Origin of the sequence: Mesorhizobium sp. M0119, from assembly GCF_040322615.1 — a bacterium.
Lineage (GTDB): Bacteria > Pseudomonadota > Alphaproteobacteria > Rhizobiales > Rhizobiaceae > Mesorhizobium.
The window spans coordinates 1-14,319 of the sequence record NZ_JAMYTU010000023.1; the positions used below are offsets into that span (position 1 = coordinate 1).

The window sequence follows — 14,319 nt, forward strand, 5'->3', positions numbered from 1 at the left end:
GGCTGTGGGGGGGCGGGCGCGCCCCCCAACACCCCCCCCGCCCCCGCGCCCATGTTGGGGGCCCGCGCCGCGCCCCCGCGGGGGGGGGGGGGGGGGGCGCCGGGGGGGGGGCCCGCCCCCCCGCGGCACAGTGAGGGACCGCCTCACGCCGTGGTGACTGGCGCGAATGAAACCTTGCGCTACGATTTTCGTTATAGGTAGTTCAACACGTCGAAGGCTTCGCCATGAACCAAGGATGGTTTTCCAAGCCGGTTGCGGTTGCGGTCGGCATCGTGGGAGATATCCGCAACATTTCCAACGCACGGCAGGCTGTCGAATTGCTGGAAGCCCACTGGCGTGACGCCGGCAGCGCCAAACACGGCTTGGCACTGCGCACATGCCGCCGCGCCATGAGCGACGGCCGCTGGACCGAAGCCGCCAGGGACGCGTTCGTCGAGGCCGCACGGGAGGCGCATGTCCTGGTCGAGCGAGCCGTCGAACCGGAGGGCCGATCCCGGCAGCACGGGCCGTGATCGATTTGTGAGAGCCTCGGTGGTTCGGCCGATCTATTGCATCTCAGGCAGCATGCAGCCTTGGAATGGAACTGACGTCGACCTCGCGCTCCGCGTGCCACGCATCGTAAGCGGCCTGCATCCTGAGCCAGATCGCGGCGCCGTCGCCGAACATCTTTCCAAGGCGCGCCGCGACGGCCGGCGACACCGGCTTCTTTTCGCGGATGATATCGTAAAGCTGCTGGCGCGAGATTCCGAGCAGATTGGCGATTTCCACCTTGGTCTTGCCGGTTGCCGGGATAATGTCGTCGAGCAACGCCTCGGGGTGGGATGGACAGCGCTCCATCGGAAGCATCGGCTCGTAAGAGGTCATGGGCTGGTTGTCCCTTTGGTTTGGATCACCATGTTCCACAATGATATTGTTCGCAATCCAGCCGGGTTGCAGACCTGGCAGAATACCTGGCGGAGTCGCTTCGTAACGCCTAACCCATCGCATGGCGGATTCTCTTGGACAGGCGGCTCAAAAATGCCGGCCTCGACGATGCATCAAGCTTCCACGACAGGATCGCGGTCGCCATTTTCCGCGGCAACACCCCGACCGACAGGAACCACGCGGCAAGGATGGCGCGCCGTCGCAGGGACGCGGTCATTTCGAGGCTGGCGACGGCGCCGGCCGCCCCGAGCGCCAGCCGGGAATCGTCGGCCACAGGATGTCGGTCTCTGTCGGCGCAGAGCGACGCCAGCCGCTCTTCCAGGTGGACCGGATCGTGGCGGACGGCATCCGACGGCACGATGGTCAGGCCGATCCCGGAGGCCTGGTCCGACAGCGCTTGCATGCGGCGGAAATCGTGGGTTACCCGCCAGCGTGCCCGCTCGGCGAGCTTTTCACCGAAGACCGAATGGTTGGCGCCATGGATCCGGTAGGCGCCGAGGCATTCGTCGATCGACTGGACGTGCCCGTACATAGGCGCCAGCGTTGCAAGATAGCCGTCGGCGCCCTGGCGGAACTCCGGCTCCGGGATGGGCATGATCGATTCCAGCGTTGCGCGGTCGAACGCCAACCCGCTGGTCACGGTCGTCTGATAGCGCCCTTTGTGCAGCAGTTTCGGCATGACGTCGCCGCTGTCGAAAGGCAGTTCGGGTGGCGGAAAGACATCCTTGATGCGCTGTCCTTCGTCGACGATATGCAGTCTGGACTGGACCTGAGCGGTTGCCTCGTCCCAGGTGTCGACGATGGTTGAGACGGCGGTCGGATAGAGATAATCGTCGGCGTCGAGGAACAGGACGATCTTGCCCGAGCTCGCCGCAAAGCCGGTGTTGAACGCCGCCGCGTGTCCGCCATTTTGCGCTCGCGGGCATGCGAGGATCTCGTCGCGATAGGATTCCATGATTGTCGTGGAATTGTCCTGCGATGCATCGTCGACGACGATGACTTCAACATCCGCGTAGTCCTGCTCGAGCGCGCTGTCGATGCTGCGTTTGAGGAACCGCGCATAGTTGTAGTTCGGGATGATGATGGATACCGGAATCCTGTTTTGGACAGACTGCATCGCGTTTGACCTCGCATCTTGCTTTGGTTCGGCAAAGGCCCTCATGGGCCCGCCCCCTTCAAGCGCCCCTCTTGGCGCGCGACGAGTTCCCCGGGGAAAAAGCCTGCGCTTTCCAACAGGAGACGAGTCACGCTTCGCTTTGCGACTTCGTGTTGAGGCCGCCATTGCCTTCGAGGCTGCTGCCATGGTCAGGGTCGGCGGCAGCAAAAGCTCCGACGATTTCGGCAAGGATGAGTCGCAACCGAGCCCGACGGAAACGTCTCGCCTCGCGATCAGGTCGGGAGCGAAGCGGACGGGTGCCTTGAAGACACGGCGGATACTGGCGTTCAAATGCGGCTGGAACAAGCCCCGCGTCGAAAACAGAGCCACTTCAGGTTGCGTTTCAGGCGGCATGCCGCGACGGTCGGTGCTTTCGCCCCGGAGCCGGCGAACCGCCTCCGGGCCTTATAGTCATGTGGCCTAAACAGTCAGGCGGCCTGCAAACCCGGCAGCGACAGGTCGACTTCCTCCGGCAAGTCGCCGGCCATGGCGGCGGCAAACTTCGTCTGGTCGAGTTCTCCCTCCCAGCGCGCCACCACCACTGTCGCCACGGCATTGCCGATGAAGTTGGTCAGCGCCCGGCACTCCGACATGAAGCGGTCGACGCCGAGGATCAGCGCCATGCCGGCGACCGGCACGGTTGGGACGACCGACAGCGTCGCCGCCAATGTGATGAAGCCGGCGCCGGTGATGCCGGCGGCACCCTTGGAGCTCAGCATGGCGACGGCGAGCAGCAGGATCTGGTCGCCGTAGGTGAGTGGCGTGTCGGTCGCCTGCGCGATGAACAGCGCCGCCAGCGTCATGTAGATGTTGGTGCCGTCGAGATTGAAGGAATAGCCGGTTGGGATGACCAGGCCGACCACCGAGCGGTTGCAGCCGGCGCGCTCCATCTTGGCCATGAGGCCCGGCAATGCCGCTTCCGAGGACGAGGTGCCGAGCACCAGCAGCAGCTCTTCCTTGATGTAGCGGATCAGCGCCAGGATCGAGAAGCCGTTGTAGCGGGCGACGGCGCCGAGCACCACCAGCACGAACAGCAGCGCGGTCAGGTAGAACGTGCCGATCAGCATGGCCAGATTGGCGATCGAGCCGATGCCGTATTTGCCGATTGTGAAGGCCATGGCGCCAAACGCGCCGATCGGCGCCGCCTTCATCAGGATGGCGACGAGGCGGAAGATCGGCGTGGTCAGTGCCTGCAGGAAGTCGACGACCGGACGGCCGCGATCGCCGACCAGCGCCAGGGCGACGCCGAACAGCACCGAGAAGAACAGCACCTGCAGGATGTCGCCCTGCGCGAAGGCGCCGGTGATGGTGTCGGGGATGATGTTCATCAGGAAGCCGACGATGGTAGTGTCGTGCGCCTTCTCGGCGTAGGCCGTCACCTTGGTGGTATCGAGCGTGGCCGGATTGATGTGCATGCCGGCGCCGGGCTGGACGACATTGGAGACGACCAGGCCGACGACAAGCGCCAGCGTCGAGAACACCAGGAAATAGATCATGGCCTTGCCGGCGACGCGACCGACCTTCTGCAGGTCGGAAACGCCGGCGATACCGGTCGCCACCGTCAGGAAGATCACCGGCGCGATCACCATCTTGACCAGCTTGATGAAGGCGTCGCCGAACGGCTTCATCGCCTCACCGGTTTCCGGATAGAAATGGCCGAGCAGCACGCCGGCGGCGATCGCCGCCAGCACCTGCACATAAAGATGCCGGTATAAGGGAAGTTTGCCGCGCGGCTCGGCGGCAGCGATTGCTGTCTGCATGACGTCCTCCATGGCGCCCCGATCGAAAGCTCGACTCCCCGGGGCAGTTGTTTTGACCAGCAGCCTCGCGACTGCTGAATTCGTGTTTGCAACAGCCGTGCCAGATACGCAGAAGACTTCTTCGTCATTGATTTTGTTGAGCATTCGCAAACGTCCGCACTGCCGGACGCATGGTCAAGTGCGACTCTCCGCATAGGTCGAATTGTGTTTTGTGCGAGTTCATGCACAAATGGGCGATGCTGCAACGCCCCGCCGGTGCCTTGTCTTCGACACCCGAGCAACTCGCCAGGCGGGCGCGCCGAGCCTGGCTGCTGTTTGCGGCCGTCGCCCTGCTGATCGTCACGGCAGCGCTCTACGGCGCCGGCCTCTACGGCCGCACCGCCGAGGTCGGGACCCTGGCGGCGCAGGGGCGCACCGACGCCAATCTGAAGGTCGCGCTGCTGCGCGCCGTGCTCGAAAGCCCGCGCGCCCTGCCCCTGCTTTTGTCCGCAGACCAGCAAGTGCGTGATGCGCTGACGCAGAAAAACGCCGCGGCAATCGATGTGCTGAACCGCAAGCTCGAGGGGCTGGTCTCCGGCACCAAAGCGTCGGTGCTCTATGTCATCGGCACCGACGGGCTGGCGATCGCCTCCAGCAACTGGCGCGAGCCGATCAGCTTCGTCGGCAATGACTACCGTTTTCGCGATTATTTCTCCGGCGCGATGCAGGCCGGAACCGCCGAATATTTTGCGCTCGGCAATGTCAGCAAGCGTCCCGGCCTCTACATTTCGCGTCGCGTCGGCGATGCAGCCGCACCGCTCGGCGTCGTCGTCGTCAAGATGGAGTTCGACCAGCTCGAAGCCGACTGGCGCGAGGCGAGCCGCCCGGCCTATGTCAGCGACGAGAACGGCGTCGTCCTGATCACCAGCGTGCCGTCCTGGCGGTTCATGACAACCGCGCCGCTGGCCGCACCTAAGCAGGCCGCGATCCGCGACAGCCAACAGTTCGGCGACGCGCCGCTTGTTCCGTTGCCGATCACGCACCCGCAGGCGCTCAGCCCGGATGTGTCGATTGTCCACGCGGTGACGCCGGGCGGCAGCGACGCGGAGTATCTCAGCCTTTCCACGCCGGTTCCTTCGACCCCATGGCGGCTCGACTATCTCGTCCCGGCTGAAGCGCCGATCGCCGCTGCCGTCCGCGAAATGCGGCTTCTTGCGCTCGGCGTCGTCGTCCCACTGCTCGGTCTGGCCGCGTATCTGTTGTGGCGCCGGCAGTCGGCGCAGATGCGGATTGCCGCCGAACAGGCGGCCCGCACCGAACTCGAACGCCGCGTCGTCGAACGGACCGAGGATCTGAGCCGCGCCCGCGACCGGCTGCAGGCCGAGATATCAGACCACCGGAGCACGGAAGCCAAGCTCCAAATCGTGCAGCAGGATCTGGTCCAGGCCAACCGCCTCGCCATCCTCGGCCAGGTCGCCGCCGGCGTCGCCCACGAGATCAACCAGCCGGTCGCGACCATCCGCGCCTACGCCGACAATGCCCGCACCTTCCTCGACCGCAAGCAGACCGAGCCAGCCGAGGAAAACCTCGGCGCCATCGCAGCTCTTACCGAACGTATCGGCACGATCACCGAGGAGTTGAAGGCATTTGCCCGCAAGGGCCGCACCGCCGCCGAGCCTGTCGAATTGCGGGGTGTCATCGAGGGCGCGGTCGTGCTGTTGAGAAGCCGCTTTGCCGGTCGGCTCGACGCATTGGCCATCGACCTGCCGCCGCCGAGCCTCAAGGTCATGGGCAATCGGGTGCGGCTCGAACAGGTGCTGATCAACCTCTTCCAGAACGCGCTCGAGGCGCTCGACGGCCGCGACGACGCTCATGTGCAGGTTTCGGTCGAAGAGACCGCCGACGGCGTGACGGTCGCCGTGTCCGACAACGGACCGGGCATTCCGCCAGGGATCCTCAAATCGCTGTTCACGCCGTTCAACACTTCCAAGGAAAAAGGCCTTGGCCTTGGCCTCGTCATCTCGAAGGACATCGTCGCCGATTATGGCGGCCGCATCGAGGTTTCAAGCGACGACAGCGGCACCCGCTTCACCATTCATCTCCAGACAGCAGCGTAAGCCATCATGACGAACGACCATGCCGCGCCGGTGATCCTGATCGACGACGACCGCGATCTCCTCAAGGCCACCGCGCAGACGCTGGAGCTTGCCGGCTTCTCGGTCTCGGCCTTTGCGGTGGCGGCCGAGGCGCTGGCCGGGCTCGACGCCGATTTTGCCGGCGTCGTGGTGTCCGATATCCGCATGCCGGAGATCGACGGCTTGCAGCTTTTCAACCGTGTCCTGCGGCTGGATGCGGACATTCCCGTCATCCTCGTCACCGGCCACGGCGACATCGCCATGGCCGTCAACGCGATCAAGGACGGCGCCTACGACTTCATCACAAAGCCCTTCGCCGCCGACCGGCTGGTGCAGAGCGTGCGTCGCGCGGCGGAAAAGCGCCGCCTGGTGATGGAGAACCGCGCCTTGCGCGAGGCGGCCGGAGAGGCGCAGGACGGCCTGCCGCTGATCGGCCAGACACCGGCGATGGACAGGCTGCGCCGCACACTACGCCAGATCGCCGACACCGACGTCGATGTGCTGGTGACCGGCGAGACCGGCTCCGGCAAGGAGGTGGTGGCAAGCCTTCTGCATCGCTGGAGCCGCCGCGCCAAGGGCAACTTCGTTGCGCTGAATTGCGGCACGCTGCCGGAGACGGTCATCGAGAGCGAGTTGTTCGGCCACGAGGCCGGCGCCTTCACCGGCGCGCAGAAGAAACGGATCGGCCGCATCGAGCACGCCAGCGGCGGCACGCTGTTCCTCGACGAGATCGAAAGCATGCCGGTCTCGACACAGGTGCAGATGCTGCGCGTGCTGGAGATGCGCGAGGTCACGCCGCTCGGCACCAACGAGGTGCGGCCAGTCGACCTGCGCGTCGTCGCCGCCGCCAAGGTCGACCTCGGCGATCCGCGCCAGCGCGGCACGTTTCGCGAGGATCTCTATTACCGGCTCAACGTGGTGACGATCTCGATCCCGCCGCTGCGCGAGCGCCGCGAAGATGTCGCCCTGCTGTTCTTCTACTTCGCCGAGCGCGCCGCCGCCCGTTTCCACCGCCAGGTGCCGGCAGTGCCGGCGACGGTGCATCGCCATCTGAGCGACCATGACTGGCCGGGCAATGTGCGCGAACTGGCGCATTTCGCCGAGCGGTTTGTGCTTGGATTGGAGGAAGGCGCCGAAGCACAACCCCCTGCCCCGACCCAATCGAACGCCGCCATGAAGCTGCCGGAGCGGCTGGAGCGCTACGAGGCCGACATCATTCGCGAGACGCTTGGCCGCAACGAGGGCGATGTCAGGCGCACGATCGAAGCGCTGGGGATTCCGCGCAAGACCTTCTACGACAAGCTCCAGCGCCACGGCATCGTGCGCAGCGATTTTTCCAGGTAATCGTCGCCGGGCCTCGACCGGGCGGCTCGGCTACTTGGCGTCGTGGAAGATGATACCGACAGTGTGGCGCATGCCGGAGCGAAGCCGGCTGACGCCATGCCTGAGATTGACCCGGTAATTGCCTCGTGTGCCCTCGACCGGACGATTGTGGACCGCGAAGGCGACTGCATCGCCCTGGCGCAGCGGCACCACCTCGGCGCGGCTTTGCATGCGCGGACGCTGCTCGGTCAGCACGAACTCGCCGCCGGTGAAATCCTTGCCGGGTTCGGACAACAGGATCGCCACCTGCAGCGGGAACGCCAGATCGCCATAGAGATCCTGATGCAGGCAGTTGAAGTCGCCGGGAACGTATTGCAGCAGGAGCGGCGTCGGCCGCGTCTGGCCCTGCTCGTGGCATTGTTTGAGGAACGCGGCGTGTTCGTCGGGATAGCGCTGCGCGATACCCATGCGTTCGTTCCAATCGTTGGCGACCGCGGCGAGGCGCGGATAGAGCGCGGTGCGCAAGTCGCCGATCAGATCGGGCAAGGGATAGCGGAAATAGCGGTACTCGCCCTTGCCGAAGCCGTGCCGCGCCATGTGCACATGGCTGCGGAATTGGCTCTCGTCCGAATAAAGTCCGGCAATCTGCCGGCACTCCTGCGGCGTCAGCAGCTTTTCCATCACCGCGCAGCCATAGCCGCTCAGCTCATCGGCCAGCTTCCGCCAGTCATATCCGGCAACGCGCACCTCCGCCGATTTCACCGCTGCTTTCGCGCCTATCGAATGGATGGTCATGGCTTCGCCTCCTGTGGCTGCTCTGTCATTGAGATGGGTGAAACGGCGCGCGCGGACCACCCGTTTCTTGCCGGGTGAGCTCGTTAGCGATTGTCTCGGGGATTTCGTTGAATACAATGCAGCTGGGCTTGCCGCGATGGGGGGCGAATTGATCGGACGGGTTCGACAAAGGGACGGGGCGGTCCGGCAATTCCTCGTTTGCCTCGTCGTCATGCTGGTCTCGGCGCTCCCGGCCTTGTCCGCCAGCAGCGACTGCGTCAGCGACGATGAGGTCGATCCGGCGGTGCGGATTCCCGCCTGTACGCGCATGATCGAGGATCCCACGGAGCCTGTGGCCAACCGCGCGACTGCCTACTACAAGCGCGGCGAGGCACGGGCGTCACAAGGCGACTACGACCGCGCGATTGCAGATTTGGGCCAGGCGATCGACCTCGATTCGAAATTCGCCGGTGCTTACTATGTCAGAGGCGCCACAATGGTCGAAGAGGGCGAAAATGATCGCGCCATCGCCGATTTTGGCCAGGTGATCAGCCTCGACCCGACAAACCCCGAGGCGTACAACAGCCGAGGTGTCGCCTGGGAGCACAAGGGCGACTACGACCGCGCCATTACAGACTATGATCAGGCCATCAGCCTCGATCCGAAGCATTCCGATGCCCACAGCAACCGGGGTAACGCCTGGGCAGACAAGGGCGACTACGATCGTGCCATCGCCGACTACGACCAGGCAATCAGCCTCGATCCTAAAAATGCAGGAGCCTATAACAACCGTGGCGTTGCCTGGAAACAGAAGGGCGAATACGACCGAGCCATCGCCGACTACGAACAGGCGATCAGTCTGAATGCGGAAGACGCCAAAGCCTACAGCAATCGTGGTGCTGTCTGGGTACTAAAAGGCGACTATGACCGCGCGATTGCAGACTATGATCGTGCGATCAGCCTCGAGCCGAAACATGCCGACACTTATGGAGATCGTGGCATCGCTTGGACACGCAAGGGCGACTATGACCGCGCCATCGCCGATTACGACCAAGCGATCAGCCTCGACTCGAAAGACGCCAGCACCTACTACAACAGAGGCCTGGCTTGGTCGCACAAGGGCGACTACGACCGCGCCATCGCGGATTATGACCAAGCAATCGGCCTCAATCCTCAGGACGCTAGTGCTTACAACAATCGAGGCGTTGCCTGGAAACACAAGGGCGATTACGACCGCGCTATCGCGGATTATGACCAAGCGATCGGCCTCGATCCCCAGGACGCCACCGCTTACAACAACCGTGGCATTGCCTGGAAGAAGAAGGGTGACGACGACCACGCTGTCGCCGACTACACGCAGGCAATCAGCCTCGACCCAAAAAACGTTGATGCCTGGTACAACCGGGGCCTCGTCCGGTCTGACAAGGGCAACTATGACGGCGCCATCGCCGACTTCAGCCAGGCAATCACGCTCGATCCTAAAGACCCAACTGCCTACGACAACAGAGGCAATGCCTGGGCACACAAGGGCGACGATGCCCGCGCCATTGCCGACTACAGCCAGGCGATCGTGCTCGATCCAGTACATGCCAAAGCCTTCAGGTACCGAGGACGTATCTGGCACAAGAAGGGCGACGATGACCGCGCCCTTGCCGACTACGACAAGGCGATCAGCCTCGATCCGAAAGACGCCCGTGCTTACAATGGCCGGGGTGTTGTCTGGTCGGCAAAGGGCGACTACGCCCGCGCGACCGCCGACTACGATCGGGCAATCAGCCTCGATCCGAAATATGCCTATGCCTATTTTGGCCGCGGCATTCTCTCCTTCTATTCGAGCGCGCTGGCCAGGGCGCAAGCCGATTTCGAACATGCGGCCACGCTCAAGCCCGACAATGCCTATTTTGCGATCTGGCTGGAGATGACCGAGCGGCGCAACGGTGCGGTGGGCCATTTGCAGGAAGCAACTGAAAAGCTCGATATGACCAAATGGCCGGCGCCAGCGGTTCGCATGCTGCTTGGAGAACTAACGCCGGCCGAGGTATCGGCGGCAGCCGACGACGCTGACCCGGCCAAGAAGCGTGGGAATTCGTGCGAGGCGAACCTGTTCATCGCCGAACTCGATCGGCTGCAACGCCATAACGACGAAGCCTTGCGGCTCTACCGGGTCGCTGCCAGCGATTGCCCTGGGGACTATTACGAATACGTTGCGGCCAAGGCCGCTCTGCACGAGTTGGGCGCGGTTCCGTGAAGACAATTTCCAAGACTTTTTGATGACCCGAGGAGCGATTTGACCGGACCGGTTCGAGAATGGCACAGGTTTTTCTGGCGCACGCTGGCTGGTCTCATTCTCCTGCTTGTCACGGCGCTCCCGGCCTTGTCCGCCAGCAGCGACTGCGTCAGCGATGACGAGGTCGAGGCAAGCACGCGGATCGCCGCCTGCACGCGCATGATCGAGGATGCGACAGAGCCCGTCGAAAACCGTGGTATTGCCTATTTCAAGCGCGGCAATACCTTAACGGAACGAGGCGACTATGACCGCGCCATTGCCGACTATAGCGCGTTCATCGGCATCGCCCCGACCGTCGCCAGCGGCTACTACAACCGGGGCATCAGCTGGGTCTTCAAGGGCGACTACGACAAGGGCATCGCCGATCTGGACAAGGCGATCAGCCTGGACCCGAAGAATAGCGAATACTACTACAACCGGGGTGTCGCACATTCCTACAAGGGCGAGAACGACCTTGCGCTTGCCGACTACGGCAAGGCGATCGATCTCAATTCGCGCGACGCCAGAGCCTTTCACAACCGGGGCTTGACCTGGGCAAAAAGAGGCGACTACGACCGCGCGACAGCCGACTTCGACCAGGCCCTCAGGCTCAACCCGAACCACGTCGGTTCCCTGAACGATCGAGCCGATGCGTTGACCAGCAAGGGCGAAGAGGAGCGCGCGCTGGCCGACTATGACAAGGTGATCAGCCTCGATCCTAAAAACGCGCACGCCTACTACCGGCGCGGCAACGCCCGGCTGACGGACGGCGATTTTGACGGCGCCATCGCCGATTACAACCAAGTGATCAGCCTCGATCCGAACGATGAGAGCATCTGGTACAACAGAGGGGTGGCCTGGTCAGGCAAGAGCGACAATGACCACGCCATCGCCGACTACGACAAGGCGATCAGCCTCGATCCGAAAGACCCCAAAGCGTACTTCAATCGAGGTATCGCCTGGGCTAGCAAGGGAGACAATGATCGCGCCATCGCCGACTACGACCAGGTGATCAAGCTCGACCCGAAACAAGCCCTCGCATATAATAATCGGGGCTTGGCCTGGGTGGCAAAGGAGAACGATGTTCGCGCCTTCGCGGACTACAGCCACGCAATCGATATCGACCCAACACTTGCCATCGCCTATAGCAACCGAGGCTTTCTCTGGAACAAGCGAGGTGAGTACGATCAGGCAATCGCCGAATACGACCGGGCGATTGGTCTCGATCCGAAAAATGCAAGAATTTACCACAACCGCGGCGTTGCCTGGATGGGAAACGCCGGCGACGGTCGAGCCATTGCTGACTTCGACCAAGCGATCCTGCTCGATCCGAACTATCCGTACAGCTACTCAAACAGGGGTGTTCTCTATTTCTATTCTGGCTCGCTGGCCAAGGCGCAGGCTGACTTTGAAAAGGCGGCCGCGCTCAAGCCCGACTACGCCTATTTTGCCATCTGGCTGGATATTGTTGAACGACGCAACGGTGCGGCGGGCCATTTGCGGGAGGCAGCTTCTAAGCTCGACATGACGAAGTGGCCGGCGCCTGTGGTTCGAATGCTGCTTGGCGAAAAGACGCCGACCGCGACATTGAACGACGTCGATGACTCGGACCCAACCAAGAAACACGGCAAATTTTGCGAGATCAGTTTCTATGACGCGGAACTCAGCCGGCTCAAAGGGCACCGCGATCACGCCCTATGGCTTTACAGGCATACGGTCAGCCATTGTCCAAAGAGTTTTATCGAATACCGTGCCGCCAACGCTGCATTACGCGAGTTGGGTGTTTCGCCGTAACTCTGCCCGACGGATGTTCGTTTGCTAAGAAGACTAAGCCGAACCAACACGATAGAGGCGCATTCTGCCAGACTGATTCGGGCTGTGCCGCGTCCAGATGTCAGGAGCCTTCACCAGCGCGATTCCGGTTTTCACTGGCCCGCGCTAGACTGGCAGCAACCGCAACCGGACTGCCCCTGGCATGATCGTCCAGACCTGCATCAATGGCGCGCGCAGCGCCGACTTCCACCCGCGACTGCCGCTTGATCCCGAAGCCATGGCGCGCGACGGTGCGACCTGCGTCGCCGCCGGCGCCGCCGAACTGCATGTTCATGCCCGCGGGTTGGACAGTCGCGAAAGCCTGGCTCCGGCGGCGATGGACCGGACGGTGCTGGCGCTCCGCCGCGCCTGTCCGGGAACGCTGATCGGCGTGTCGACCGGCGCCTGGATCGAGAATGACGACGAGCGGACACTGGCCGCGATCGCCGGCTGGAGCGAACTGCCCGACTACGCCTCGGTCAATCTCAGCGAAGACGCCGCGCCCGCCTTGATGGACCGTCTGTGCCAGCGCGGCATTGGCATCGAGGCCGGGCTCGCCTCGGTCGCCGATGCCGAGCGCCTGGTGAGCCTCGACCATGGCAACCGCGTGCTGCGCATCCTGATTGAAATCTCCGAGCAGGAGCAGGACGCTGCGTTGGAGATCAGCGACGATATCGCCGCCGTGCTCGACGGCGCCGGAATGCGCCGGGCGATCCTGCTGCACGGCGCCGACGCCACGGTCTGGCCTTTCGTGCACCGGGCGGCGGCGCGTGGCTGGTCGACGCGTGTCGGACTGGAAGACGGCAAGGAGCTTCCTGATGGAACGGTAGCATCCAGTAACGCTGCGCTGACAGCGGCAGCCGTCGCGATCTTCGAGACCCGTCGTTAGCGCGGGAAAAGCCTTGATGACGGCCAATCTCCTTTTCACAAGGGAGATGCCAAGTTTTGGCAACGAGGCAGGCCAAAGTCGGCGAACTCAAGTGTGGCAGCATGCTAATGTCAGTAAAATCTATCTAAAACTTTATGTATTAATTAAACCGGCAATTAATCAACACATCAACGATCCCGTATGTTAATGCTCCCTCGCACCGAGGACCATTTTTTGATGAACATCATTCCACAGAATGATCATGCTGCGCCGCGTCGGGTTCAACAATATACATCGATACAGGTCCTGCGCGGGCTAGCAGCCCTCATGGTTGTTATCTATCATCTTCCGGCCGCGCTGGGCATGCTCGATCTGCGTATTCCCGTTCTAAACAGTGGCGTCGACCTGTTTTTCGTCATCAGTGGTTTTGTCATGGGTCTCTCGACGGAGAACAGACGCCCAGACCACCGTGCTTTCTTGATGCAGCGGTTCACGCGCGTCGTTCCGTTCTATTGGGTTATGACCTTCCTCATGGTCGCCGCACTTTGGTTGTTTGCCGGTCGTGCAGTGTCTCTTGAGCAGATCACCAATAGCCTGCTTTTCATACCCTATCTCGATACGGTCACAGGCTATGTCCAACCGGTGCTTGGCGTGGGTTGGACGCTCAATCTGGAAATCCTGTTTTACATTCTGTTCGCGGCGACTATGGGTTTTGGCAGGTTGACGCAAATGGCCGCGGTCGGCGTTGTCTTTGCAGTCGCCGTAGCGGCGCGCATCATCTTCAAACCCGCAGCCGACACTGTGCTGTTTTTCTATACCACGCCAATCCTGTTTGAGTTCCTTGCCGGCATGGCTCTCTTCCACCTGGTCGGCAGGCTGGCGCGTTTGCCTGCCGTCCTGGGTGTCTCGGCTGTCGTGCTCGCCATCGTGTCCATGCTGGTGATGGTACTTGACTTCAACTTGCCGCGAACCCTTGCTCAGGGAGTCCCGGCGTTGATACTTGTCGCGGGTTGCATCAGCCTGGAAAGCTACTTCCGGCTTTTTGCCCCTCGCCTGCTGGCAAGGTTGGGTGATGCTTCCTACTCTCTCTATCTGACGCATCCCGTCGTGCTGCTTGCGACCGCTCCTGTTGTTGCAAGCGCCGGTGTATCGCCATGGCTTGCAGGCACGGTTATTGTCACCGCCTGCATTGCCGTTTCCCTGGCCAGCTACAGTTTTATTGAAAAGCCGCTTTTGGCCATATCGCGGATGAGCCTTTCCGCCCATCAGGTGAAGGCATGAGTTGCGACCGCGCCCCGCAGAACGGCGCTATCCCGCCAACC

At 62.6% G+C, this 14,319-nt stretch carries 11 protein-coding genes; 7 read left to right on the plus strand and 4 right to left on the minus strand.

Annotated elements, in window-relative coordinates:
- The first annotated feature begins 224 nt into the window (after positions 1-224).
- Positions 225-512 (plus strand): DUF982 domain-containing protein, encoded by a 288-nt coding sequence (locus NKJ40_RS20595; RefSeq protein ID WP_352467620.1) that lies wholly within the window; start codon positions 225-227, stop codon positions 510-512.
- Positions 513-555: 43 nt separating this feature from the next.
- Here NKJ40_RS20595 and NKJ40_RS20600 read toward each other — a convergent pair whose 3' ends face one another.
- From NKJ40_RS20600 to NKJ40_RS20610, 3 genes are all read right to left on the minus strand, one after another.
- Positions 556-864, minus strand: a complete 309-nt coding sequence (locus tag NKJ40_RS20600) for a HigA family addiction module antitoxin (RefSeq protein ID WP_352467621.1) — start codon at positions 862-864, stop codon at positions 556-558.
- 109 nt (positions 865-973) lie between these two features.
- The gene (locus NKJ40_RS20605; RefSeq protein ID WP_352467622.1) at positions 974-2,041 is read right to left on the minus strand and encodes a glycosyltransferase family 2 protein; all 1,068 of its coding nucleotides are present in this window, start codon (positions 2,039-2,041) and stop codon (positions 974-976) included.
- Positions 2,042-2,508: 467 nt separating this feature from the next.
- On the minus strand, positions 2,509-3,840 hold the full coding sequence (locus NKJ40_RS20610; RefSeq protein ID WP_292659748.1) for a dicarboxylate/amino acid:cation symporter: 1,332 nt from the start codon (positions 3,838-3,840) through the stop codon (positions 2,509-2,511).
- A 236-nt stretch (positions 3,841-4,076) separates the two neighbouring features.
- Between NKJ40_RS20610 and NKJ40_RS20615 the strand changes: the two genes are divergently transcribed.
- Both NKJ40_RS20615 and NKJ40_RS20620 read left to right on the plus strand, forming a co-directional pair.
- A complete protein-coding gene (locus NKJ40_RS20615) occupies positions 4,077-5,936 on the plus strand; it encodes a sensor histidine kinase (protein ID WP_352467623.1) in 1,860 nt (619 codons plus the stop codon).
- 6 nt (positions 5,937-5,942) lie between these two features.
- A complete protein-coding gene (locus NKJ40_RS20620) occupies positions 5,943-7,298 on the plus strand; it encodes a sigma-54-dependent transcriptional regulator (protein WP_352467624.1) in 1,356 nt (451 codons plus the stop codon).
- A gap of 30 nt (positions 7,299-7,328) precedes the next feature.
- On the opposite strand, the gene NKJ40_RS20625 is transcribed toward NKJ40_RS20620, so the two are convergent.
- Positions 7,329-8,072 (minus strand): 2OG-Fe(II) oxygenase, encoded by a 744-nt coding sequence (locus NKJ40_RS20625; protein ID WP_352467625.1) that lies wholly within the window; start codon positions 8,070-8,072, stop codon positions 7,329-7,331.
- A 235-nt stretch (positions 8,073-8,307) separates the two neighbouring features.
- Here NKJ40_RS20625 and NKJ40_RS20630 point away from each other — a divergent pair, with 235 nt between their 5' ends.
- From NKJ40_RS20630 to NKJ40_RS20645, 4 genes are all read left to right on the plus strand, one after another.
- Positions 8,308-10,299 carry a tetratricopeptide repeat protein gene (locus tag NKJ40_RS20630; protein WP_352467626.1) on the plus strand — a complete coding sequence of 664 codons (1,992 nt, stop codon included), beginning with the start codon at positions 8,308-8,310 and terminating at the stop codon, positions 10,297-10,299.
- A 39-nt stretch (positions 10,300-10,338) separates the two neighbouring features.
- Positions 10,339-12,111 (plus strand): tetratricopeptide repeat protein, encoded by a 1,773-nt coding sequence (locus NKJ40_RS20635; protein WP_352467627.1) that lies wholly within the window; start codon positions 10,339-10,341, stop codon positions 12,109-12,111.
- A gap of 181 nt (positions 12,112-12,292) precedes the next feature.
- A complete protein-coding gene (locus NKJ40_RS20640; RefSeq protein ID WP_352467628.1) occupies positions 12,293-13,018 on the plus strand; it encodes a 3-keto-5-aminohexanoate cleavage protein in 726 nt (241 codons plus the stop codon).
- Between the two features lie 216 nt (positions 13,019-13,234).
- Entirely contained in the window at positions 13,235-14,278 is a 1,044-nt protein-coding gene (locus NKJ40_RS20645) for an acyltransferase family protein (protein ID WP_352467629.1), read from the plus strand.
- Positions 14,279-14,319: the final 41 nt, after the last annotated feature.